12 protein-coding genes and 1 pseudogene are annotated in these 23,401 nt (G+C 60.7%); 4 read left to right on the top strand and 9 right to left on the bottom strand.

All coding sequences use genetic code 11. From position 1 onward, the window contains the following. The 3 genes and pseudogenes from HNO81_RS20185 to HNO81_RS14330 form a co-directional block, all read right to left on the bottom strand. Window positions 1-166 (bottom strand): annotated as a pseudogene (locus HNO81_RS20185) (nucleoside deaminase); the annotation flags it as partial. 82 nt (window positions 167-248) lie between these two features. After that, window positions 249-749, bottom strand: a complete 501-nt coding sequence (locus tag HNO81_RS14325) for an SRPBCC family protein (RefSeq protein ID WP_254703490.1) — start codon at window positions 747-749, stop codon at window positions 249-251. A 20-nt stretch (window positions 750-769) separates the two neighbouring features. Further along, entirely contained in the window at window positions 770-1,507 is a 738-nt protein-coding gene (locus HNO81_RS14330; protein ID WP_175318778.1) for a hypothetical protein, read from the bottom strand. 193 nt (window positions 1,508-1,700) lie between these two features. Between HNO81_RS14330 and HNO81_RS14335 the strand changes: the two genes are divergently transcribed. Then, window positions 1,701-2,276: an HNH endonuclease gene (locus tag HNO81_RS14335; RefSeq protein WP_175318779.1), complete on the top strand. Its 576-nt coding sequence runs from the start codon at window positions 1,701-1,703 to the stop codon at window positions 2,274-2,276. A 55-nt stretch (window positions 2,277-2,331) separates the two neighbouring features. On the opposite strand, the gene HNO81_RS14340 is transcribed toward HNO81_RS14335, so the two are convergent. The 6 genes from HNO81_RS14340 to HNO81_RS14365 form a co-directional block, all read right to left on the bottom strand. Beyond that, complete coding sequence (locus HNO81_RS14340) at window positions 2,332-3,189, bottom strand: NINE protein (RefSeq protein ID WP_175318780.1); 858 nt, start codon at window positions 3,187-3,189, stop codon at window positions 2,332-2,334. A 353-nt stretch (window positions 3,190-3,542) separates the two neighbouring features. Next, on the bottom strand, window positions 3,543-4,175 hold the full coding sequence (locus HNO81_RS14345; RefSeq protein ID WP_175318781.1) for a DUF4230 domain-containing protein: 633 nt from the start codon (window positions 4,173-4,175) through the stop codon (window positions 3,543-3,545). 199 nt (window positions 4,176-4,374) lie between these two features. Continuing rightward, a complete protein-coding gene (locus HNO81_RS14350; RefSeq protein WP_175318782.1) occupies window positions 4,375-6,231 on the bottom strand; it encodes a hypothetical protein in 1,857 nt (618 codons plus the stop codon). Window positions 6,232-6,355: 124 nt separating this feature from the next. Then, complete coding sequence (locus tag HNO81_RS14355) at window positions 6,356-12,832, bottom strand: DUF3320 domain-containing protein (protein WP_175318783.1); 6,477 nt, start codon at window positions 12,830-12,832, stop codon at window positions 6,356-6,358. Window positions 12,833-13,122: 290 nt separating this feature from the next. Next, window positions 13,123-13,812: a hypothetical protein gene (locus HNO81_RS14360; protein ID WP_175318784.1), complete on the bottom strand. Its 690-nt coding sequence runs from the start codon at window positions 13,810-13,812 to the stop codon at window positions 13,123-13,125. 546 nt (window positions 13,813-14,358) lie between these two features. Continuing rightward, window positions 14,359-14,904 carry a hypothetical protein gene (locus tag HNO81_RS14365; RefSeq protein WP_175318785.1) on the bottom strand — a complete coding sequence of 182 codons (546 nt, stop codon included), beginning with the start codon at window positions 14,902-14,904 and terminating at the stop codon, window positions 14,359-14,361. Between the two features lie 579 nt (window positions 14,905-15,483). On the opposite strand from HNO81_RS14365, the gene HNO81_RS14370 reads away from it, so the two are divergent. The 3 genes from HNO81_RS14370 to HNO81_RS14380 all read left to right on the top strand — a co-directional run bounded on the left by HNO81_RS14370 (window position 15,484) and on the right by HNO81_RS14380 (window position 23,400). Then, a complete protein-coding gene (locus HNO81_RS14370) occupies window positions 15,484-16,668 on the top strand; it encodes a DNA cytosine methyltransferase (protein WP_217509457.1) in 1,185 nt (394 codons plus the stop codon). Window positions 16,669-16,940: 272 nt separating this feature from the next. Beyond that, the gene (locus HNO81_RS14375) at window positions 16,941-21,602 is read left to right on the top strand and encodes a DEAD/DEAH box helicase (protein WP_175318786.1); all 4,662 of its coding nucleotides are present in this window, start codon (window positions 16,941-16,943) and stop codon (window positions 21,600-21,602) included. Further along, window positions 21,592-23,400 (top strand): ATP-dependent helicase, encoded by a 1,809-nt coding sequence (locus tag HNO81_RS14380; protein WP_175318787.1) that lies wholly within the window; start codon window positions 21,592-21,594, stop codon window positions 23,398-23,400. Before HNO81_RS14375 ends, HNO81_RS14380 begins: the two co-directional genes overlap by 11 nt. The last annotated feature ends 1 nt before the right edge of the window (window position 23,401 follow it).

The following is a 23,401-nucleotide window of genomic DNA, read 5'->3' on the forward strand; positions in this document are numbered from 1 at the left end:
CGTTATGTCCGTCCGCAATCACCACGCCGTCCCGGGCGATCGACGCCCCGATGGGAATGCCGCCGCCGGCAAGGCTTTTCTGTGCAGCCTGGTAGGCGGCTTCGAAGGCGGGAAGGTCGGCGCTGTCCAGTTCCGGCGCAACGGAGCGCGGCTGCTCGTGAGTCATGGCGCCATTCTTGCACGGACCGACACGCCCACCACGGGGATCCGCACCACCCCGGGAAGGACGGACGACGGCGGGATCCCGCCTAGGCGCGCACGTCCCCGGTGGCGTCTGCGGACTCGGCGATCCGCTTAATCGCTGCGAGCGTTTTCGGGATGCCGGCGAGGGCCTGCCGGGTGCGCTCGGCGATTTGGGTATCCGCGTCATCGCCGTATTTCTCCCCGAACATGGCGATCCCCTCGGGCAGGAATTCCCAGGTCTCGGTCAGTATCGTCGTCCCGTTGTCTGCCGGGGTCAGGATGAAGCCCCAGCGGACGTATTTGCCGCCCACCAGCCAGGCGAACTCGCGGCCGCGCGCGGCAGCCACCACCAGCGACCGGGTCTCCCAGGTCCGCCCCGGGATCTCGTTGCGGCCGGTGAACCAAGCGCCGGCCTGACCCGCGCTGGCCTTGTCGTCCCACCAGCACGACGTACAGACCGGGCTCCACTCGCCGGTGCGGGTGACGTCGGAGACCAGATCGTAGAGCGCGTCGGCTGAGACCTGGACCGTGACGGATTCCTGGTGTTGGCGGGTGTTTGTCTTCATGAGTCCATCCTCTGCTGTCGTCATTTCTTTTGCCGCCGGCTGCCGCCGTGCCAGTCCTCCTGCTGACCGACGGTATCGGCGTCGACGCCGAAGGCAGCAAGCTGGGGCTGCTCGCGCAGGCTCCGTTTGAGTTCGGCAAAACCAGGGAAGCGTGCCAGCCCCACCACGTGGTCCCACAGCTCGGCGGCCGAATCGTCGTCCGGGAGCCGGCTGATCACCGGACCGAAGAAGGCCACCCCGGCCGGCGGCTCGAAGTGGATGATGGGCGTGCCCACGTCCTTGCCCGTCAGCGCCAGCGCCTCATCCGTCTCCTGGCGGATCTCGCTGTCCCAGGACTCGTCGTCGAGAGCGTCCGCCAGGGCCAGGGGCAAGCCTGCGTCGGCGAGGACTGGCTCCACGAACTCCCGTGTCCCACGCCGCTCACGGACTTCGCCCTCGGTGCGCTGTTCGGCCGCGTCCGGTGCAGTGTCGAAGATGTGGGAGCCGAACGCCTCATACAGCCGGCCCATGGACTCGCGGCCATGCTCCGCTCGCGCCCGGGCTGCCACCCGCAGAAGCCGGAGCCCGGCGGTGTGCCCGGCCTCGTACTCCGGCGGGAAATGCGCGTCGTAGTCAACATTGGAGTTGATCAGACGCAGCGAGATGAACCGCCAGTCCACCGCATAGTCGCGCTGCGCCTGCACCTGCCGCACCCACTTGCTGGTCATCCAGGCGAAGGGGCAGACGGGATCAAAGTAGAAGTTGATGTCGGCATCCATCCGACCACCCTTGCACCTGGTAATGACTTACGTCTATTCGACGGGACGGCAGCAGCGGCATGACGACGGCGGGACCAGGGCGGGAAGCTCGGCAAAAATTGAGCCAATCCTGGGACACCGGACTGAGCCTGGCCGATAGCGTGCCCTGGGCGCCAGCGACCACGGACGCCCGCGAACAAAATTGGGGGAAGTAATGCAGGAACTCGGGGGTATCTATTGGACCCGGCAGGGGCTTCGGTTGGCGTACTCGGCGGTGCTGATATGGCTCGCCGTCTCAGTGATGACGGCCCTCACGGCAAAGGCAGCACCGGTTTCCGGAGCGGGGCCTTCCGTCGCCGCTGCAGTGTTGCGCGGGATGTTCGACCGCGTCGTCTCTGCAGCTGCGCTCCCCCTTGTGGTCGTAGTCGTGCTCGGCTTCGGCGCAGCCGTCGTCAGCAGGCGAGATATGCGACGCCGCGACCCGGTACGCCGCGTCACCCGCCAGCAGCGCCGCGAAGGGATGGCACGGGCCAACGGCCTCTGCGAACTGGAAGCCGGCTTCGGTCGTCGCTGCGGCCGCCCGGCGGAGCATGGCGACCACTTTTACCCGTGGTCCAAGGGCGGCTCCACCAGCCTGCAGAACTTCGTTGCCGCGTGCGCCAGGTGCAACCGCGCCAAGCGGGCAAAGATCCCCTCTCCAGGCCAGCAGCGCCGGATGGAACGGCGACGGCGGGAGTACCTGCCGCCGTCGTCCTCCATCAGCGTGGGCGAACGTCAGCCGCTCCCCTAAGGTGGCTTCTGCCGCGTTGATTGGCCCGGCTAGCGCGACGGGAGGTTCAACTACGTTACTTAAGCGGCACACCCGCTGCGTCACGGCTGAAGATATCTGCTCTGCAGAGAATCATGATGCCCTCTGCGACTCCCCATAAACCCACTAGCCCGAAAGTGAAAGCGAATGTCAGGAGGAACACGCCAGCCTGTAGAAATCCCCAGCCTTTGTCGCCCAAGTAGAACCTATGCGCGCCGACAAAACCGAGCAGTATTCCGAGGATTCCCGCGGTTGTTCTCGACTTTTGGACGTGCCCTTGGGCTGAAACCGACAGCCACTCGCGTCGAGCGATCTCCTTCGCTGTTGTGGCAGGCATCGTTTCCAAAGTCCACCGGGCGCCGTCCCAACGACGTGCGATGCCCGGTTCCTTGTTATACCAACCGGGGACTGCCGGGCCCATGCTCGCGTTCATCATCGCACCAAACGAGTGGGTGACGCGGCTGCCCGGCTTTGGTGCGGGGTTTTTGTGATTGTACCACTCGAGATGAACACGATAGGACGCTTCCGCCTGGGTGGCGCGCCCTTCGGCTACATCCAGATCGGCACGGTGGACTAACAGCTCATAGAAGGCCTGGTCGGGGTTTTTACGCCCCACCTCCACGTCATGGCAGATTTGAGCCTCGAACAGTACAAAGTCGGCTTGACGTCGAGTCATTCGTCCCAGCGCGACTTCCCGATCGGTTCGATGCATCAGCCGATCGTAGTCCGCTTCGTATGCCTGCTGCCGCTGGATCTCCAGCTGTTGCTTTTGGAATTCCATCGCTGCTTGAGAATTTGCTGCGATTGCTCTCTGTTGCGCGAGCTGCTCACGGTTTGTGACAAAGGTCCCGACGTTTGCCGCTGTATTGAGACGGTTGCCCTTCATCTTGCCCATTAGTGACCCATCCGGTTTACCAATTGTGGGGTCCTATTATGCTGCCGAAGCATCCCTCTGCACCAGTCCCTTGGCTCCAGGATTTTTGGAGAAGATCACGTGGAGGATGGGGTGTCTACTCCAGGCAGAGGGCGCATTCGCGATTGTAATTTCAGGCATCGCTACCGCCCCCCCCTGTACCGATTGCCAGATCTGAGAGACGGCCACAACACACGACGCCGAAGTCGTCGCCTACCTGCAAAAGTGTGTCACGGCACTGGAGCCAGCAAAAGCGCTGCGTGTTTGGGCCGGCACCCCAGGCACTCGCGGTCACAGGGGTTCCGTCCAAGGCAAGGATGGAGCGCTGCCGTCATCTATTCTGCGAACGCAAAGTCGACAGTGATTTTGGAATCAACGCTTGTGATGAGCCGGGAGTAGAAGACCTTGGCCTGTTCCTTTAGCGCCGCTTCGTTTTGGGAAATGTATTTCTGCTTGTTCTCGTCACTGAGGATGTTGTTGATCATGCGGGTTTGGACAGCTGGGGTTGCCATCCAGCTGAGCGCGTTGCTCATCTCGAGGGGTTCCTCGAATACGGGCTCGTCGAAGCCGATGCCAATGAATTGAGGGATAGTTACCCGATAAGAGTTGGGGCCAGTGGGCTCTATCGTCACCTGTGACCCGTCGATGCCTAATTTCGCGTCGAACTTGTACTGAATCAGGGTCGTTCTCTCGCTCGCGGGTACGGCCACACCGAAAATCCCTCCATTGCTTTCGTGCTTCGAAATACCCTCCATGTGAAGGCTGAGGAGCGCCACCTCTTGCACGCGCTTAACAGACTGAATCACCTGCGAATCGCGCTCATGCGAGTTGCTGGTGAACAGCGACTTGAGCGCCATCACGTTGACTGCACCGGATGCGAATGCGGCGCACGATCCCGCAACAACCAGCGCGGCGATCAGCAGAACAGGCCAAAGCCGGAATCGTGCTTTGAATAGCTTTACGAGCATTAGGTCTCCATTTTCATTTGACGTCGAAAACGCCCTCAGGTTGTCACGGTAAGGATCGTGGTCCGTAACAGATCGCCGGGCACGGTCCCGTCAAATGATTTTTAGCATTACGAATCTGGGCGGTTTAACGCGCCAACTGACCCTGGACATTTGGCTGCGCGTGCAACCCGTGTGCTACCAGTTGAGGTCAACAGTACGGCTAGCTCAGTGGTGACGGCTGGTGCGCAGCAGCAGCGTTCTGACTCGCCGCCCAGTCCCCTGCATCTTTCTCTGGATCTTCAACCAGCTTGGGTTCAAGGCCGTTCTCGGACAAGTACTTCATTGCTCTTCCAATTGTCTCGAGCTTCTTCTTCAGCTCTTTGAGTCCCTGAGAGGATTCATCGGAGAACTCGTCCAGCCGCTCATATTCGCGGCGGACTGTTATCTCATTTGAAGTTAGGATGCTCCACAACGTGTAGTCCGGTTCAAGCTTCTGCCGCTGGCGCAGTATTGCGGCCGCCAAGCGGCGCTGAATCACTGCTTCCACGGTTTCGGCTGAAGTGCCGGGGCTAGCAAGACTAAAGGCGATGCCACCACCACCCGCACCCACCAGCGTTCCTGCAGTTAGAAGTCCACCAATCATTCCTCCAGGACCGAATCCGGCCAGGGCACTTGTGATGACTGCGGCCCCGACTACCCCAGGTGCCGCAGCCAGGGCCAGACCGCCTGTAGCAACGACTAGTGCAACGGCACCCGCGCCGAGTGCTCCCCATTTCTTCCAATCAATTACGAGCGCTCCACTGAGCACATCTTGGGCCTCCTTGGCAGCCTCAAAAACGTGAGAACCGTACTGGCTACCCAACCCCATCTCCGAGGTGAGCTCCCGCATTGCGCCGAGCCATTTACCGCGGTCTACATTGATATCAAAGGGCCTGATCACATTTTCGGATGCCAGAACTGTCAACAGCGTTACCGCCTCCTCTTTAGTGAGATGACTGCTCGGCCGGGGCTCAGGGACGTTCGCATTCGAGTCGGACGCGTCGAAGGCCAGCCTTGCAACTTGAGAGGGCAGCGGCCTCCCCGCTTCCTTATTCCTTTGACGAATTTCGTCGACGACTGTGGCCTGCACCTGCCGCAACGCTCCCGCAAATCGAATACCCTGTTCGCCGTCCAGCCGTTCCTTGAGCAGGTGGGCATAACGCAGTGCCACCAATGCAGTCAGTTCAGACGCATCCAGCTGAATATCGAGACCTCGCTCCGCGAGGACGATTTCCTTGGACTTGGATCCGAAGAGCCCAAACCCCACGGCTTCGGCGACGGCATCGTGTGAAAGGTACGCATCGGCGTCGTGGACGTGGTGGTTGAATCCAGTTCCAATTCGGAAGTCAAGCATCCAGTTGTACACCGACGACAGTCCCCTGTGGGCCGCTACCGGGTCCAGCACGTTCCAGAAATTTGCCCACCAAGCCAAGTTGGTGGGTGGCTCCTGCATATTCTCGCGCAGTTTGTCGACATTGAATCTGCCGCTCGCCAGTGGGCTGCCGATGGTGACCATGCCGACCACCTCGAGCTCTTTTGGTAACCGCTGAATCAGGTCTGCAGCAATTACTGACCCTAGGCTATGGCCAACAATTACTATCCGGCCGGCTGCGGGCAGTTTGCTGAGGATGAGCCGCAGAACCTGTGCTCTGACGTCAGCGTCACCGAGGTACTTTCGGACTTGCGCGAAACCAGGAAGGTTCGCCGACCCGTTAACCACTAGTTCGGCGCCACCCCAGCCGGTTCCGTGGTCATGTCTTCCTAACCGGAACTCAAGCGCAGCTGTGCGTCGCTCAAAGTCCCGGCGATTCTGGCGGACCTTGTCCCTCGCAGGCTGCTTGACGTTGATCTTCGGAAGAGGGAAGGATTCATCACTGTCTTTGAGTGCGTGAGCATACCTGGGTGCTAGTACGCGTTCAGGGTTTATGGCCGGATACCCCAGGCGCGATAACGCCGCCTCAAGGCCAGTCAGCCAGGCACGGTCTCTGTTTCCGTCTCCGACGCCGTGCAGAAAGAGCAGTGTGGGTTCTTGGGACATGGGGACTCCGATCAAATTTAGATCAATTTGTTGAGGATGCGAGCGCCAGCCAGCTAACGGCGTCTGCAGGACGGCTTGCTATGCCTTCTGGGAAAATCAATGATTGCCTAAATGCCATACTTGCCTAGCTAGTCAGCTGCACGAATGCACCTCGAAGCTCAAGCCTCTTCGTGTCGACGCCATACTGCAGCCCTTCGCTGAGGCGGGCTGTCACACCTGCCGTCAAACGCCTGCCACCGAAAGTCCTAATGGTTTCTCGGTGGAGCTCGTCCACTGGGATGCCACCGGAGAGACGCACAATGTCGATCATCGCGTTCCGAATCTCGACAACGCTGATGTGCTCAGGCTTCCGGGTAATGTCAGCGCTGTTCGGGCGGAACTGCTCCCACATCTCCCGGTTAACCGAGGCGTCCCAGATAAAGCCGTCGGCGTCGCAGTAGTGGAGTGATTCGTCCAGAACATCGAGTACGGAATTTGCCCTTTGCGAGTTCACCTTGTTGAGTTCAAAAGCAGCGCAGACGAGCTTGGCGAGCCGCTCCTGGTGGACAGGTCCTTCTGCTGCGATCACATCTTGGATAGCTTCGCGTACGGCTGTTATTGAGCGGCGGGAGTGAAGCGTGTCCAGTACCTCAAGGCCGCCGAAGCGCCGGACAGTCCAAGGCTTGTAGCTAGACTGGGCGGATGCTGCAACAAGCGCGGCTGGCCTCGGGTTCGCTTGAACGGCCTCTAGGAGGGTTCCCTGGCCAAGCGGCGAAGTGTCCTTGCCGGCGACCAGAACGAACTCCTGCTCAGGTGCGGCCGCCTCTGCCGCCCGTCGTCCGGAGCGCATCACCGCGGGAGTTCCGCCAGTCAAGGCATTCTGAGGCTCTGACGCAGGAGCTGCCGACTCGTACGCTTCCTCCAGAGCAGCTTCAACTTTGTCCAGCACCGCGTCCCGGTCGGCCAGCCACGCCGGCAACCACACACGCTCCACTGAGGGCCATCGCATCATCCGGGTCAGGACATCCCGTGGCAGCCCGTCCCGGTCGCCCGCCGTCCGGCGGGCGGCCCACGCGGGGCTGTCCAGAAGGACGGCCATCAACGGGCGGTTGGGTTTGTCGGGAACGGCAACGCTGATATCAACTTTGAAGTCGGACAGCCCCACGTCTGTTGCAACCACGAACCCTCGGTCCCGCAACGCATCGGCGATTTCTTCCCGGTGCAGGTCGATGCTGGCAGCGCGGCGCCCGTCATAAGGCAGCGCAGCGGTCCCCTGCTCGGCCAGGTCGAGGTAGGACCGCAGGTGCTTAATCCCCACGGAGCTGGTTTCCTCGGAGCGCAGATCGGCCGGGTTAAAGCTGGAGAAGACAATAACTTGCCGGCGTGCACGGGTGACAGCAACGTTGAGGCGCCGTTCCCCACCTGACCGGTTCAACGGACCAAAGTTCAGCGGCAGGTATCCCTTGTCATTCTTGCTGAACCCCGTCGAGAACAGGATGACGTCCCGCTCATCACCCTGCACGTTCTCGAGGTTCTTGACGAACAGCCCCTCCGAATCCTCGTCCAGGGCAGCGACGATCCGGGGATCCTCGGTGTCCCGCAGCAGCCCTTCGATCAGTGCACGTTGCTGCAGGTTGAAGGTCACCACACCTACGGAGGGAGTCCCCGCCGGGTCAGCATCAAACCTCCGGCGGATCTCGGCCACCACCGCAGCAGCCTCCACCGGGTTGGTACGAAGGACCTTGGATGGTCCTGAGCGGTGGAACTGGCCATCCACGCGGACAAAGTTCACGCCATATCCGCGGACACCCGCATTCGCAGCGCCGTGGGACGGGCCCGGGAACGAGGAAAGCTTGCTGTCGTAGTACTGCTGGTTACTGAAGGCAATCAATGATTCGTCCTGGCTCCGGTAGTGCCACGACAGCCATTGCCGGGGCACCCGCGCTTCCACGCATTCGGAAAGAATCGACTCCATATCCTCGACCACGGAAATCTCGGCGTCGCCATCGCTGCCGGCGTCAGAGGAAATCTCCGCGAACGACGTGGGCGGCATCTGCTTGCTGTCACCCACCACCACTACAGAGGCTCCGCGGCCCATGGCACCCACCGCATCGGCAACGCGGATCTGAGAGGCTTCATCGAACACCACGATGTCGAACAGACCGGCCTTGGCAGGGAAGAACCGCGCCACCGAATCCGGGCTGACCAGCGTGCAGGGCATGATGCCCGTGATGAGGTCCGCGTAATGTTCCATCAGTTTGCGGACGGACAACCCGCCTCGCTGCCTGGTCAGTTGCCGTTGCAGCTCGCCCATGCGCCCGGAGGTCGACGACGACGAGACCGTCCGGGAGCGCAGTACCCCGGCGGCGAGGTTGGTTTTGAGCAGCTCGCGTACGGTTTCCGCGCGCGTCGTGAACCGCTCGATGGTGCGCTCGTGCACTGTGGGATCAAAGTCGGCTAACCCGGTAGCGATGCGCCGCTCGGCCAGCGACCCTTCAGCCAAGCCGCGTTCAAAAGCTGCTGCTGCGTCATCCGCTTCCAGCTCGCCGTCGAGGATGGCAATTCGCGCGTCCATCAGCCCCGCGGCACGCAGCGGCTCGACATGATTGACCAGCTCAAGCCACCGCGACAGCGGGACCGATCCCGACGCATCCAGTCGCCGCGCCACGGACGTTTCCCACCATCGAGCCAGGAAGCCTCGCTCACCGGTCCAAGCACGCAGGTCACCGCTACCCACACCCTGGATCTTCAGGAATTCTTCCCAGGCCTGGGAAAGCTCCCGCAGCCAGCCGACGACGTTCTGGTGGACGCTTGGGGCATCCTCGAGGAATGCACGAAGCTCGGTCTGGAAGCTCAGGGCGTCAGGCTCCGGGGACGGCTGCACCGCCTGAGCGGCCCAGCGAAGCCAGGAAATGCGGTGTCTCAGGTCGGCCTGGGCGTCCGGCGTCAGCGGGTTCCATTGCTGATCCGCGGGAAGCCCAGGCAAAGAGCCCCGCGTTGCCCGCAGGCCGGAGACCTCCTGCTGGACGGCCACCAGTTTCTCCAGCAGCGGCACAAGCTCCTTATGGCGGATTTCAGCTCCAGATACAACCACAGGCGACAGTTCGGCGGCCACTGCGAGCAGCCGCTTCTTGCGTCCCCAAAACCCGGATGCTGCGGCCTGCTGCGCACGGCCGAGGATTTCTGGCAGCTGAAGATCCATAGCCCCCGGCGCTACGTGCTCAAGGCCCGGATGCTGGACGGACGCAACGGCCGTAACCAGTTTCTCCAGCTGTTCAGCGTTAACCGACCAGTCGCTCGAGCGGACCACGTCCAACGTCCCCAACGGGACATCCCGGTCCTGCAGCAGCGTGGCGAGCGTTGCGACGTCGGTCGGCGTCTGCGCTGCGTCCAGAACCGACGGCAGTCCGGGCGTTGGCCGCAAGGCGTTCAGCGCCTCATTAAGACGGCGACCCACAGCCAGCAACTGCTGCTCCTGCTGGTCACCCGCCGCAACCGAGACGAACCGCCATGGGTGGTCTGGCCCAGGACGGACGGGGTCAGTGAACTCCGGAAGTTCCCGGAACACCTGACGAATCGAGTTCAGGGAGTCATTCAAGGCCGCTGTCAGTTCCGGGCTGAGCGGAACTGTCGCATGATCAGGTTCATAGGTCAGCGCTTTGGTCCGCGCGCTGTAGAGGGACAGCTGCGCGCCATTCTCCTGATGGACGTTGTGGGCGTACCGGACCAGTCCACGGCGAGCCGATGCAAGGTCGGTGGAGGCAGTCTCAAGCTGCTGCTTATTCGCGGACAGGCTCAGCTCCAAGGCGTGTTTGATCTGCGCCCTGACTACGGCGGGCTTGCTGCCCTTGTCATGTAGGTCAAGGGAGAACGGTCCCATCCCGACGTCGTCGAGCCGCTTCTGGACAACATCGAGTGCGGCCCGCTTCTCCGCGACAAACAAAACTCGTTTGCCGTCAACAATGGCGCGGGTCAGGAGGTTGGTGATGGTCTGTGACTTTCCGGTGCCCGGAGGGCCTTCCAGGACGAAGGTCTGGCCGGCGACTGCTGACGCGACTGCCTCCAGCTGCGACGAGTCCGCTGGTATTGGACACTGCGCTGCAAGGGCGTCTAGGTCGACGTCGGGCGTGGCGGGAACGCTGTCTGCGTAGAGTTCCGTGGGGGTGCTGATCAGGTGTTTGACCAGGCTGTTGGCGGTGAATTCCTCCCAGTTCTCGTCAAGGTCCTTCCACAGGCGGAACTTGGCGAACTGCAACATGGACAGGTCCACGGTATTTTCCACGCGGAAGGCCAGGCCCTTGGCCGAAACGGCGGCGCGGACTGCGTCGAAGGCAGCGTCCAGATCGATCCCGGATCCATCTTCAACCGGCTCGGCCAGGCCCGGAATACGCAGGTCGTGGGACTGCGCCAGCTTCTCAAGAAGACAATAATTCGGCGCGGACTGCCCCGTCTCGTCGAGTGTGACCCGGTACAGACCGTTCTTCCCTGCCGAAGTCAGCTTCACCGGGATTAGAACCAGCGGGGACCGAAGCGCCCGGCCGTCCAGCTCCCACATCAGGCTGCCAAGGGCCAGGTAGAGGTTGTTGGCTCCGGTTTCCTCCAGCTGGGTCTTCGCCTTGTAGGCGAGACCGCGCATCTTGGCGTTGTAGCCGTCTTCGCTGACCTCGGCGAACACGGCTTTCTTGGAGCTGAGCAGGTCGGCGAGTTCATCCTGGGGTAGGTCCCTGCCGAAGCGGATTCCGCGCTCCTGGTGGATGGCACTGATCTGGTTGGACGGGAGCAGGCTGACGGACGTGCCCTTGCTGATGAGGTCCTCGAAGGTGCCCATCCATGCGGTGGGCACCGCGAGTGGGAACCGGGCCGTATCAGTGAAGTTGATGAGCCGGTTCCGCAGGCTCAGGTCCAGCAGCGCGTTCTTCCACTGGATGACCCTAGGCGGAACGTCGGATGCGGTCCTGGCGGTTCCGCCAGGTGGGGCTGCTTTCGTCGGCAGCGCCGGCGCAGTCTTAGTTTCCGGGACGTAATTGACCACGGTGTAGGTTCCGGCGTCGGAAGTGGTCCGGGCCGGCAGTGGGTAGATGCCATCCAGGCGGGCGCGCCTGATGTCAGTCACCGCGTTGATCTCGTCATTGCCGCGTTCCACGTAGCGGTTCAACGGGCTGCTGCGGAGCGCGGCCGCCGAGATAGGCTGACTGCCTGTGAGGAGCGTGGTTTCCACGAGGCCGATGTAGCCCCGCTGTACAAGGCTGACCAGCTCGGGCACGTCGTCGGACGCTGCAGTGCTGAGGCTCCCTTCCTCGCGCCAGTAACCGAGGAAGGCGTGGCCGTCCACTAGCCATAGCAGGGGCCTGATGCCGCAGAATTCCAATGCGGCGGCCAGGACCAGCGTGGTGTCGAGGCACGTGCCCAGACGGTCCTCCAGGACTTGAGCCGGCGTGCGGACCTGCTGACCTTCAAGTCCCCAGCTGGCGGGTGGCATGCTGTAGCGGATGTCGCGGGCGCTCATAGCCTGGGCGATCGCGAACACCATCTGGTCAACCCGGTCCCCGTCTTCCTGGTACCCGTCGAAGCTGCCGCTGCCCGTTGTTTGCATGAGGATGTCGGCGGCCTCGGACATGAGCTTGGCAATGCCGGGATGGTGCGGTTGCACGTACGCGGCAAGGAACTCGTAGGAGACGAGTCCCCGTCCGGCGATCCACAACTGGGCGGGCAGGAGCGTCAGGTCTGCTTCTGCGCTGCCCAGCTCCGGCATGGCGGCATCGGCGCCCGCCGCGTGGACGGTCACCAGCACCTTTCCCGTCTGCCGGTCCGCCAGTTCATAAATGGTGGCAGCCTGAACCGGGACGTTGAGGTCGTCAAGCGTGATGGTTTGGCCTGCGGCAAGGTCCACGTACTGCTGGAAGTCGCCGGAGATCCGGCCTGTCTGCGCGGAGGCCTCCACCTGGACCACTGCACCACGGATTTCCGCGCCATTGTTGGTGATCTTGACCTGCCTGACGAAGCGGAACCCGTTATGCGCCATCGCGTAGCTCAATGCATCTGCAGTGGTCACTTCGACTACAACGTGAGGAGCGGATGCAGCCGGTTCGTGAACTGCGGGCTCACCCGGAAGGCTTTCCTCCGGGTGGTCGGACTGCGCGACGGCGGCCGGCAGAGCCTGCTGGTCTTCTTCCGGTTGTTCCCGGCTTGGAGAAGACCGGTCCTGGTATTCGGCGAGAAGCGCAGCCAACTCGCTGTGAGTCTGATCCAGCCCGATAACTCTGGCCAGACGACCTGCGGTGTCCAGGGCACGGAATGTATCGGCGTCGTCGAAGCTCTCATTGTGGGCCCAGCGGTTCCGTGCCTGGCGCAGCTCGGAGGTGTGGCTGCGTGCCTCATGCGGGAGGTTAAAGGGGTAGCCGAGCGATCCCATGGATTCAGTCATGATGCGCAGCTGCAGGCTGAGATCGGTGGGGGCGTAGGTTTGTGCAGCCCGGCCGGCGTTCTCGTCCTTGTGCTGAATGATCTTGGTCCAGGCGACACCGGGGGCCAACTCAGCGAGCACTCCTGCGATGTACGGCTCAAGGCCAACCGCCAAGACCTCAAGTGCCCGGCCCACATACTCGCGGTTGGACAGACTCATCAAATTCCCCCATCTACGGCACCGCCATCAGTACCGTCATTCAATCAATGCAACCAATCATGGCATCCGGCCCTGACAATCCTGTCTGTGTGCTGGTTCTGGCGTCGTTCAACGGTCCGGAAACCGGTAAGTTACGGCCCGTAGCCAATTGAGCTCGTCGTTTGAGGCCCTTTCGGCCCTCGCGAGGCTACGGACACGAGAAAGAGCCGCCCGGCCAAGGCAGCGAGCGTTTACCGCGGACGCCGCCGTTCCGCAGCGCCGAAGGGGCTGCGACCAAGGAGACTTCCGGCTTACCGTGCGATCCGCCCTTGAAGTTCTTCGTCGATCCTACGATTGCGCGCGCTGATGAAAGCGTTGCTGAGCCGGAGATACTCGAGGTATTCGTCGCGGTCCTTCGGAACAGCCGGTGTGCTGAAGTCGGCGAACGGTTGGAAGAACCGGACTGTCTGGCCGTCATCCTCCACGAGGTCTTCGAGCAAGAAGAATTTGACGTACCCCGCGAAATCCCCGAACAGTGCGAAGAAGTCCGCATACCTGAGCAGGACCGCTGCGAGGGGGCTCGGCTTACTAAGATAGTGGCGGCGGATGCATTCCAGGGTCAGATCAAAGCGGTCGGCGATCCTGGGATGGAGCCCGCGTGCACCATTAATCGTCGGCTTTCTGCCGATCCTGTTGCCTGGAAACACGAGCGTGCTTCCGAGGGTGTAGCCGAGGTACTTAGGTAGGTCGTCGTCCGGTATGTCACGGATGACCTTCCAAGCCTTCTTTCGCAGCCTGGTGGTGATGGCGTCGCTGGCGAGGAAGAAGACACCGGACGAGGATCGGTGCACGAGGTACCTGCGGGGTTCCATAGCCAGGTGGAATTGCTGGCCGGTGGGCAACTCCTTGCTCCACAGCAGCTGGTGGTACTTCCGTAGGGCGGGGCTGAAGGAGTCAGGGTCCTTGCCGGCCGGGGTGTCGGAGTGGAAGTCGAAGGTCATCGGTGGCCCTCGAGTCCGATGCGGATTCCACGGCTGTGACTTTCACCAGTCTGAGGGTGCCGAAGTTGCTCAGCGCGCCTGATGGCCACTTCCGTAGGCGCTGTGAGAGCAAGCGCCGGCGATAAGGTTTTGTACTGCACTGTCGGAGACCCCCAAATCGTGCATTGTCCGCGGTGTGCCTGAATCGTCTCACGCGAACGCACAGGCAAAACCGGCCTTGATCCAATGCTTCCGTGTTCCTGCGCCAATGCTGAGACGCAATGGTTGGGTCCGTGTAAACCTTGGGCTGATTGCCCCCACGCAGGCACGGAAGGGGCGACGGCGGTACTCGCTTCCCGCTGTCGTCCTTCCTTCCATGCAGGGCACCCGCCCTCGAGCTGCTACGGGTGCACCAGCACCTTCACCGCCGTGTCCTTGTGGTTGATGAGGGTGTCGAAGCCCTGCTTCACCAGGTCCTCCAGCACGATCCGGCCGGTGATGCACGACCACCAGGTTCGCGCTCAGCCGCCCCGGCGCTGGCCCGTCACCCCGTCGCTGGCCCCGTGGTCAGGGCACTCCCGCTGCTGCTTCCGCCGCTGCCAGGGCCTGGGAAAACCGGTCCACGGCGAGCTTGTACTCGGACGGGTTACCTGCGGTTTTCTCGTGGTCGGCGGCGCGCATGGCCCTGAGCATGGCCGAAGTGGCCGGAAGGGACGTATCTGTCATCGCGGGATAGTCGAACTGCAGCTGGGGGTCCACCTCGTAGGTGAGCCACCGCCGCTTCAGCAGATCGTGGCGGTCCGCGGTCTTTCCGTATTCCTCTAGCTCCGCCAGGGAAAGATCAGCCAGCAACGCGGCATCCACGCCTGAGGCCTGGGACCCTGTTCGGACTGCTTCACGCTGGCGGCCCAGGGCGTCCTCGGTCCCCAGCGCCAATGGTGTCACGCCCTTTTGGGCGAACTCCGCGTTGAATTGGTAGGCCCGGATCTCTGCCGGGGTCATGAAGTCCAGGTCGGCCGGGGATTTCTTGGCGAAGTCCCTGACGCCATATGGGCTTGCAACACTGCTACGGGGAACCGGGTAGAAGTACTTGCCGCCGAAAAACCCTGCCACCGTTGCAATCCAGAAAACTGGATCGGGAGCATCGACCGACACTGCCCCGACCGCTGCACCTAGGGTGCATGCCGCGTGGCCGGTCGTGAAGAGAATTTTGGTCCGGCCGAGCCGGTGTACACGGCGGGGACGGTCCAGTTGCTTCTCATGAATTTTCTTGAGCCCCAATGCCCAATCGCTGACGTTGCCCACCAGTCACGCTCCTCAGTAATTCCGGACGGCGCCTCCACCGTCAACTCGGACACCGGCGACGTGCTGCTGCGCAGACTGCGGCGGTCAACCCGAACACCGGTGTAGGACTTGACCGCGCACGGTCCCCCTCGCCAACAATACCTGCGCGGAGTGCCCCGGTTCGCGTGCCCTACGCGGTGCGAGAGTAGGTTATTGTCGGTGTCCCACGTCCGTAAATTTCCGTGCCGGAGGCGGAGTCGCGGTGACGGCACATGGCGCCCAGCGACTTGTGGTCTTGATATGTCTCATGACTGATAGCCAGTGTGACCGGCCGTTGCGCTGATGATCAATCGGCAAGCGCGGGCCGCTAATCCACCGGCGAGCTGCGGACCGATATGATCGTGTCCCATGACCTTCGTGCAATTGGACCCACCTCCTTATGACGCTCACATGGTGGATCTCTTCGCCGGTCCTGGTGGACTGGATGTCGCTGCACGCTGGCTGGGATTGTCTGTGGCCGGCATTGAGTGGGACGAAAATGCTTGTGCAACCAGGCGGGCCGCCGGGCTTGGAACCGTGCAAGGTGACGTACGGGATCACGGTCCGGCCGAGTTTCCCCATGCGACTATCCTCGCCGGGGGGCCGCCGTGCCAGACGTACACCGTTGCCGGGGCAGGTGCTGGTCGTAAGGCACTGGACCGGGTCCTGTCCTTCATCACGCGCATGGCCGAGGGGGACGACGTCACAACCGAGCTGGCCAGGTTGGATGATGAGCGGACCGGGCTGGTGCTGCAGCCGCTGCGATGGGCATTGGAGGCCCATAAGGCGGGGAACGCCTACGAGGTTATTGTCTTGGAGCAGGTGCCTGCGGTTTTGCCCGTGTGGGAGGCCATGGCAAAGGCATTGGAACCACTGGGTTATGGGACGGTGACAGGCGTTCTCCATGCAGATGAGTACGGGGTGCCGCAGACGCGCCGCCGCGCGATCCTGATCGCGAGCCGTCACCGCACGCCCGTACTTCCCGCACCAACGCATCACCGGTTCAGGAGAAAAGAGGTGAAAGCCATTACGAGCGGGCCTTCGTTGCTGCCTTGCCGGAGCATCGGCGAAACGTTGGGCCGGGTGGAGCCTTTCGTGATGATATCCAATTATGGAACCGGCGGGGATCCGAAGGCCCGAGGTCAGCGCACTTCGAAGGAACCGGCTTTCACGGTCACCGGAAAAGTTTCCCGGAACCGGTTGTTCTACAACGGGAACGAACTCGACCGCCTCACACTTTCGGAGGCAGGCCAGCTCCAGACGTTCCCCGCCAATTACCCGTGGTCGGGCAAAGACGTCTCGCAACAGATTGGTAACGCCATTCCACCGCGACTCGCTGCCCACGTGCTGGCAGCAGCTCTCGGTCGACATCTTGACGCAAATTTTTTCGACACGATGATAAGAAAACGGTGGACCGACACGGCTCGCGATACTGCACCACAAAACACCGAGGGTTCCCACGACGATCCTGTGCCGAGGACTGGACCGGTGCCGGCACGACCAATCGGCGGAAGTACCCGGCGGTCCCCCAGCCTCGTGTCGTCGCAAACCTGAGTGACCGTCTCCAGAAGTTCTCTTCCCAAATGTGTTCGTTTGCCATACCTCGCATCGTGAATCACTGGGACTGATGACGGTCACTTATGAACCACCGCAACGCCGCGGTCCCCATAGCCCTAGTGCCATAGCCCGCCAGCTCGTGCAGCACCTCTGAGAAGCCTCGCTTTATCAAGAGTCTGCGCGAAAAAGTCGCATCTTGGTGGTAAATATTATCGAGAAGACTTCGGCGGGGGCCGATAGCACTGATCTCGATGTGGGGGACGGAACCAATGATGGTTCGGGATTCGTGGGCTGGCGTAACTTCGCCGCTCAGCAAGTTTGTTGCGGCTGAAACACAGAGCGCGGTCAACGCTTACAGGGCCCGTCCTGACCTTGTCCGCGAGCACAGCAACATTGAAGCCGCTATCTCCCAAGGCGGGTACGGCCGAAAGCAGCTAAACGAACTCATACAAAATGCGGCCGACGCCATCAAAAACGCGGGTGGTCGCATCAAAGTGGTCTTGACGGAGGAAGCGCTTTACTGCGCCAACGAGGGGCAGGCCTTTTCGGAGGCGGGCTTTCGGACTCTAATGCTTTCCCACTCATCTGAAAAGCGTGACGATGAGATTGGTCGTTTTGGGTTAGGGTTCAAGTCGGTTATCCAAATAACCTCCGATCCAAAGATCTACAGCCGGAGCGGCTCCGTCTCGTGGAGCCAGACCCGAAGCCGGGAGCTTCTCCAGGGCCTGTACCCGAACCTCGAAACCTACCCGATTCTTCGGCTAGCCACGCCCGTGGACCCGGACATCGCAGCAGCCGACGACGCTGTTCTTGCCGAGCTCTTCCCCTGGGCCTCTACAGTTGTGAAACTGCCTCTGACAGGTACTGTCTCCTGGCTGTCCGATGAGATTAAGAAATTTCCCGGCGAGTTTCTTCTTTTCTCCGAAAAAATTGGAACTCTGGAGTTCGAGGATCGGATCGGCGGATCCGCGCTCATTTGGTCCGCCGTTAGAGAGGGTAACCGAGTAACCCTCAGTGACGGAACCACAACAAACGAATGGCGCATTTTCCGGGACAAACATGTCGTCAGCACCCAGGCAGCCGTCGAGGCCGGGAGCATTGTTGCCCGCAAGCAGGTGGATGTCACCTGGGCGGTCCCCCTGACGGATAATCAGCGCCGAAAGATGGGCCGTTTCTGGAACTACTTCCCCACCCAGCACGAGACCTCGCTTCGCGGCATCGTTAATGCGGCTTTCAAGATGAACGAAGACCGCCACAGCATGCTTGAGACGCTCTACAACCGGGAAATCCTCACCCGGACACTCCCGCGAATGGTGGCAGGCGCACTAAACGACCTCAGAACCCCAGGAGATCCGGCGCTGTTTCTGGATATTCTGCCCTCGCGTGACAAAGAGTCAAGCTCTTGGGCAGATTCCATGATCAACAAACCGATCTTCGAAATTTTGCCATTTGCGCCTTGCCTGCCCGACAGGTCAGGCATCCTCAGGCTTCCGAATGAAATTAAGGTACAGCCTGCACTAGAAGAAGCAACCCGTCTTATCGCTTTGTGGGAGTCCTGGGTCCCTGCGGACCGGCTGTGGTTACACTCGTCTGCTTTGAGACGAGAATTCCAGGTTATGCGGATTCTGAAGGAATCGAACTTCAAGCGCGCGTCTCTTGAGGAATGGCTGGAAGAGGTTGTTGCCGGCGGCGAGCTGCAGGATTACGAGAATGCGCTTCAATTAGCCGCCATGATCGACAAGTCCTATGCGGATTACCGACCAGCGATGCGTCGGAGCCATATCGTTCTTATGTCCGACGGCAGCGTTCAAGCCCCGATCACGTCAAGGGTGTTTCTTCCTATGAGCGCCGACGACGAATCCGAAAACGTTGTCTCCTATGACTTGATGCACCATGGCAACGCAAACGGCTACCTCCGTGCCCTCGACCTCCAAGCGCAAGACGGCCGAGGCATCGTCAGCCGAGTCGCAAGCGAAGTGGCCCAGAACTACTCCGACGCCGAGCTCGCGCAGTCTCTATGGAGGCTTACTCGGTCGCTCGCAGTCCCCGAGAGTCTGGCTGTAATCAACGAGCGAACGGAACCCGCGAAAGTCTTGGTGCGCTGCCGTGATCATCAGTGGCGTCCGCTTGGCAGCGTTTGGCTCCCTGGCGGACTGTTCGCTCAAAACAGTGTTGGTGATGAGCATCTTGTAGTGGACGACCAGTTCCACGCTAACGACCTCGCCCTCCTTAAGAACCTCGGAGCGAGGACAGCGCTCGCTGACGCCAAGATGGCACGAGGCGGTGCAACCTACGATCTGTGGAAGCATGCTGAGGCAACCCGCATTGCCGATGCCTCCCGCACCGGGCCTGCGCCCCTCTCCGAAGCAGGAATACGCTTCACTCAGGCCCTAACGACGGATGGCCTCCACCTTCTCATCGACGCGTCAGCAACGACTCGTGTGAAGGTAACAAAGACGATTCTCGGGAGGCCGCAGTACCCTTCGAAGGTCGAATTCAGCAGCGGTTTCCGGTCAGCAGAGACGATAGATGGACCGGACCTCTGGTGGGTTAAAAGCTACGGCGCTTTCGAAACGCCTCTAGGAAAAGTGGACGCCCAGAAGTGTGTGGGAAAAGTCGACGGGATCCCCTCCGACTACCTGCCCTTTCCCGGCGAAGAAGAAGCAGCGGCGCTGGGTTTCCCAACCGACCACAGTCGAATCGTGTGGAGCATGGTCCTTTCCCTTGCTGAGCAGCAGTTGCCCATACAACAGCTGCATGAACTTTATGGGGCACTCGCAGCCCTTGATGTTCGCCCTCCCAAGGAGCTCCTTACACCGCTCAGCGGAGGACGGAATACCCGCTACCTGACCACGGACGTCGTCCTAGCCTCCGACCTCAAATCCCGGGATTACCTCGTCGAAACAGCCGACGTTTCGGTCCTGTACACAGGTCATCCGGAGCTGGATGAGGCTCTCACCGAGAACTGGGGAATCAAACCAGTCACCGTGGAATTCTTTACCTCGGTTCGGGGCATCCCGGTTGAAGGAGAAGAGCCGACGAGCATCAAATCGCGATTCCCCTACCTCAAACGTGCAGCCAGTAAAGTTGCCGTTCAAACCCTATGCGTTCCCTGCGTCTCCGTGGAAGAGGTGCAAACGAACAGTTACGACTCGGGATCGGTTGCGACCCCACGAGCCTCATACCTGCAAGATGGCATGCTCTACTACCGCGCTCCTCAAGGCGACCAGGCACTCCTGACTACCATTCTCGGTGCCTTCGGAAGCAACCTCTCCTCGGCGCAGGTCATGCAGGCGATGCGACAGCTGAAGAGGGACGATGAGGCTCAGGCTCGAATCGGACGTGTGAACAAACAAAAAACCGATGCAGGCAAAGTGGCCGAGCTCGTGGGTAGGGAAACTCTCCGTGAATTGATTCCTGAAAGTGTCATGAAAATGCTTGCAGCACGGGATCTGGAACTGACCGATGAACGCATGTTCGATATCGTCAGTAATCTCCATGGCAGCAGTTTGCTCAAGGTTCTTAAACCTGCCCTTGAAGAGGCTGGCATCGAAACGCCTGACCACTTCCGTGGAGGTCGAACGGCTCGGGAGTTTGTGAAGGAACTCGGCTTCTCCCCCGCACTTGCCGGCGAATCCATCAAGAGAAAACCGGAACGCGAAGAATTTGTCGGACCAGTGGGCCTTAAGCCGTTACACGCCTATCAAGAATCTACAAGCCGGAAGATTTGCGATCTTCTGGCTCAGCGAACTCCAAATCGGCGCGGTTTAGTGCAGCTTCCGACGGGGGCCGGCAAGACCCGAGTTGCCGTCGAATCAGTGATCAGGGATATCGCCTCGACTTCCAAGGACCAACGTCGTCTGGTCCTGTGGATTGCGCAGTCTGACGAGCTATGCGAGCAAGCCATCGAAACCTGGACATACGTTTGGCAAGCTGCAGGTTCTCCTGGCGAACGGATGGCTGTGAGCAGGCTATGGGGCGGAAACAAAGCCGTCCGTGAGGAGACCAAACTTCACCTGGTCGTCGCGACAATTCAGACGCTCTTCAGCATTTACCAAAACCGGCGCCAGATGTACGACTGGATGTCCGATCCGGACCTGGTCATTATTGATGAGGCCCACGGAGCAACTACTACGCAGTACACACAGGTTTTAACCTGGTTGGGCCGTTCTTACACTGAGAAGTCGCGATCACTGCTGGGGCTGTCCGCCACGCCGTATCGGGGATCCAATGAGAAAGAGACAGAACGGCTTGTTGCACGTTTTGGCAGGAATCTCATTGAGCCAGATGAGTTCAATGCGGAAAATGCGCACGAGTACCTGCAAAGCATCGAAGTCCTGGCCAGAGTCAACCACGAGGAACTGAAGGGCATCGAACTAAGGCTGAAGGACATGCCTTCCGCTACGGATCAAGAGTCACAAAGCTTGATGCTCGAGGCAAGGATCGACCTCCAGCAAGTTGCGGACAGCACGCAGCGTAACGAAGCCATTTTGGATCACATCAAGGCGTCGAAGACGAGTGGGCCAACGCTCGTCTTTGCCGCCTCGGTGGAACATGCTGAGGCACTTGCGGCTGTCCTGTCGGTGGAAGGCATTCCTGCCGCCGCCATCTCAGGAAAGACCGACCTCGGCCACAGACGCTCCATTATCGAGGACTTCCGGAATGAAAAGATCCGGGTGCTCACAAACTTCGATGTGCTCACCCAAGGATTTGACGCGCCTAGGGTAGATGCTGTCTACGTGTGCCGTCCAACCTTCTCACCGAACAAATACATACAGATGATCGGTCGCGGCCTTCGCGGTCCGCGTAACGGCGGTAGCGAAGAAGTCTTGATCGTGAACGTCAAGGACAATCTGGACCAGTATGGACACAAATTGGCGTTCACACAGTTCGACTATCTCTGGCGGAACGAGGCAATCAGTGCTGTCTGAAATTGAGCTGGACGAGAGTCAGCGGGCGGTAGCGGAAGCCGAACCAGAGGACAGGCTGTTTGTCACCGCCGCGGCGGGGCAAGGCAAGACCGAAGTGCTTCTTGCTCGAGTGAAAACACTCGTAGAAGACGGTCTAAACCCGGCAGACGAGATTTTAGTGCTGAGTTTCTCACGAGCCGCCGTCGAAGCAGTACGGAAACGTGCTCGGGTGCATGATTTGGATGGCCTGCAGATCAGAACGTTTGACTCCTTTGCCGCGCAAATATCGATCGACATGGGCGAAGATACTCTCGGTGGCAGCTTCGACGCGCGGATCAGAAAAGCGACGGAGTACATTGCCGGCGGAGAGACGCCCGCCCGGATCTTGCACCTGAAGCACATTCTGGTTGACGAAGCCCAGGACCTCGTGGGCGATCGTGCTGAACTTGTTCTGGCCTTGCTGTCCGCCCTCGGAGACGACCTTGGCTTTACCGTTCTGGGTGATCCCCTTCAGGGCATCTACGACTTCCAGCTGGATGAATCGAAGTCGAAGCTAACGTCGGCAGACCTTATCGACAGACTCGTCAGCGATTACGGCGCCGAGCACTACGCGCTGGCGAAGCACTACAGGGCGGTCACCGACCGTACCCGGGAGCTCATCTCGGTGGGTGAGGAGATCCGGAGCCTTGGTGAGCTTGATGCTTCGGCTTCCGAAACTGCGCACGGCCTTCTTGACGACTTCCGAAGGCAGGTGTCTAGCACCTCAGTGCTAAATGAATCCGGGGCATTGTGCCCGAACGACGGCGAGACGACCGCCCTCCTCTGTTCAACAAACTATGAGGTGCTAATCGCAAGCGAGCTTCTGTGGCAGAACGGCTATCCCCATCTGGTTCGCCGCAAAGCTCAGGACATGAGTGTTGCGCCCTGGGTGCATCAGGTCTTCAAAGACCTCGAGGATCGAACGTACGATGCGGACGACATCAAGTCACGCCTTACCGCTCTCTTTGGCGACTCAGCGGCTGACCTATGGCTTGCGCTAAAGACGGCTGAAGGGAATTTCACGGCTTACAACTCCTTGAATGTTCCGCAGCTGAGTCAGCGACTCCGCAGCCGGTCAATCCCGTTAACTCTGACGGTGGCAGATGCTGCCAGCCTTATAGTTTCGACTGTCCACAGGGCTAAGGGTTTGGAGTTCACCAACGTCCTGTATCTGCAGCCCGAGTTTGGATCGCCAGCGGCTGAGCAGAACGAAGCGACTCTCAAGCAGAAGTACGTAGCATTGACTCGCGCGCGGGAAGAAGTCATCTCAACGAAGTTGCCCACGAAACTCCTGCAGTACGCGGATGGCTCCACGGGACGTTGGCTTGAAAAGGCCTTTGGCAGGAATCGTATGCAGTACACAGCCCGGATGGAGTTCCTAAACTCGGACATCGACGACGTCTCCCCGTACTACCCCGAAGACGGCGACGCCCAGGCAATCCAGGACAACCTCGTATTGGAGGACCTCTTGGGCCAGGTAGTTTCTGGCTCCCTACAATCCGAGCCGGAGCCCGGCGAGGTGCCCCGCTACGTATTGACGACCGGTGAAGGCAAGGTTATCGGGCGAACCAGCCCATCTTTCGCGTACGCACTGAAAAAGAACTTTGCATTCAAGACCTACCGCAGGGACGAGTGGCCCGTAGGGTTTACCGGCGCGCGCGTCACATCCATCGAATGCGCTACCGGCCACCCTGAAGAGACGAAGCTGACGGGGCTGGGCTCCTCGGGCATGTGGTTGGTCCCCCGGCTGACTGGTTTGATTACGCGGACGAAGAACTAGG

This window comes from Pseudarthrobacter sp. C4D7, from assembly GCF_013359725.1.
Taxonomy (GTDB): Bacteria; Actinomycetota; Actinomycetes; order Actinomycetales; family Micrococcaceae; genus Arthrobacter.

Excerpts from the sequence above, each read along its gene's own strand:
- HNO81_RS14325 (WP_254703490.1), bottom strand. The coding sequence starts at position 749 with ATGAAGACAAACACCCGCCAACACCAGGAATCCGTCACGGTCCAGGTC.
- HNO81_RS14330 (WP_175318778.1), bottom strand. The coding sequence starts at position 1,507 with ATGGATGCCGACATCAACTTCTACTTTGATCCCGTCTGCCCCTTCGCC.
- HNO81_RS14335 (WP_175318779.1), top strand. The coding sequence starts at position 1,701 with ATGCAGGAACTCGGGGGTATCTATTGGACCCGGCAGGGGCTTCGGTTG.
- HNO81_RS14340 (WP_175318780.1), bottom strand. The coding sequence starts at position 3,189 with ATGGGCAAGATGAAGGGCAACCGTCTCAATACAGCGGCAAACGTCGGG.
- HNO81_RS14345 (WP_175318781.1), bottom strand. The coding sequence starts at position 4,175 with ATGCTCGTAAAGCTATTCAAAGCACGATTCCGGCTTTGGCCTGTTCTG.
- HNO81_RS14350 (WP_175318782.1), bottom strand. The coding sequence starts at position 6,231 with ATGTCCCAAGAACCCACACTGCTCTTTCTGCACGGCGTCGGAGACGGA.
- HNO81_RS14355 (WP_175318783.1), bottom strand. The coding sequence starts at position 12,832 with ATGAGTCTGTCCAACCGCGAGTATGTGGGCCGGGCACTTGAGGTCTTG.
- HNO81_RS14360 (WP_175318784.1), bottom strand. The coding sequence starts at position 13,812 with ATGACCTTCGACTTCCACTCCGACACCCCGGCCGGCAAGGACCCTGAC.
- HNO81_RS14370 (WP_217509457.1), top strand. The coding sequence starts at position 15,484 with ATGACCTTCGTGCAATTGGACCCACCTCCTTATGACGCTCACATGGTG.
- HNO81_RS14375 (WP_175318786.1), top strand. The coding sequence starts at position 16,941 with ATGATGGTTCGGGATTCGTGGGCTGGCGTAACTTCGCCGCTCAGCAAG.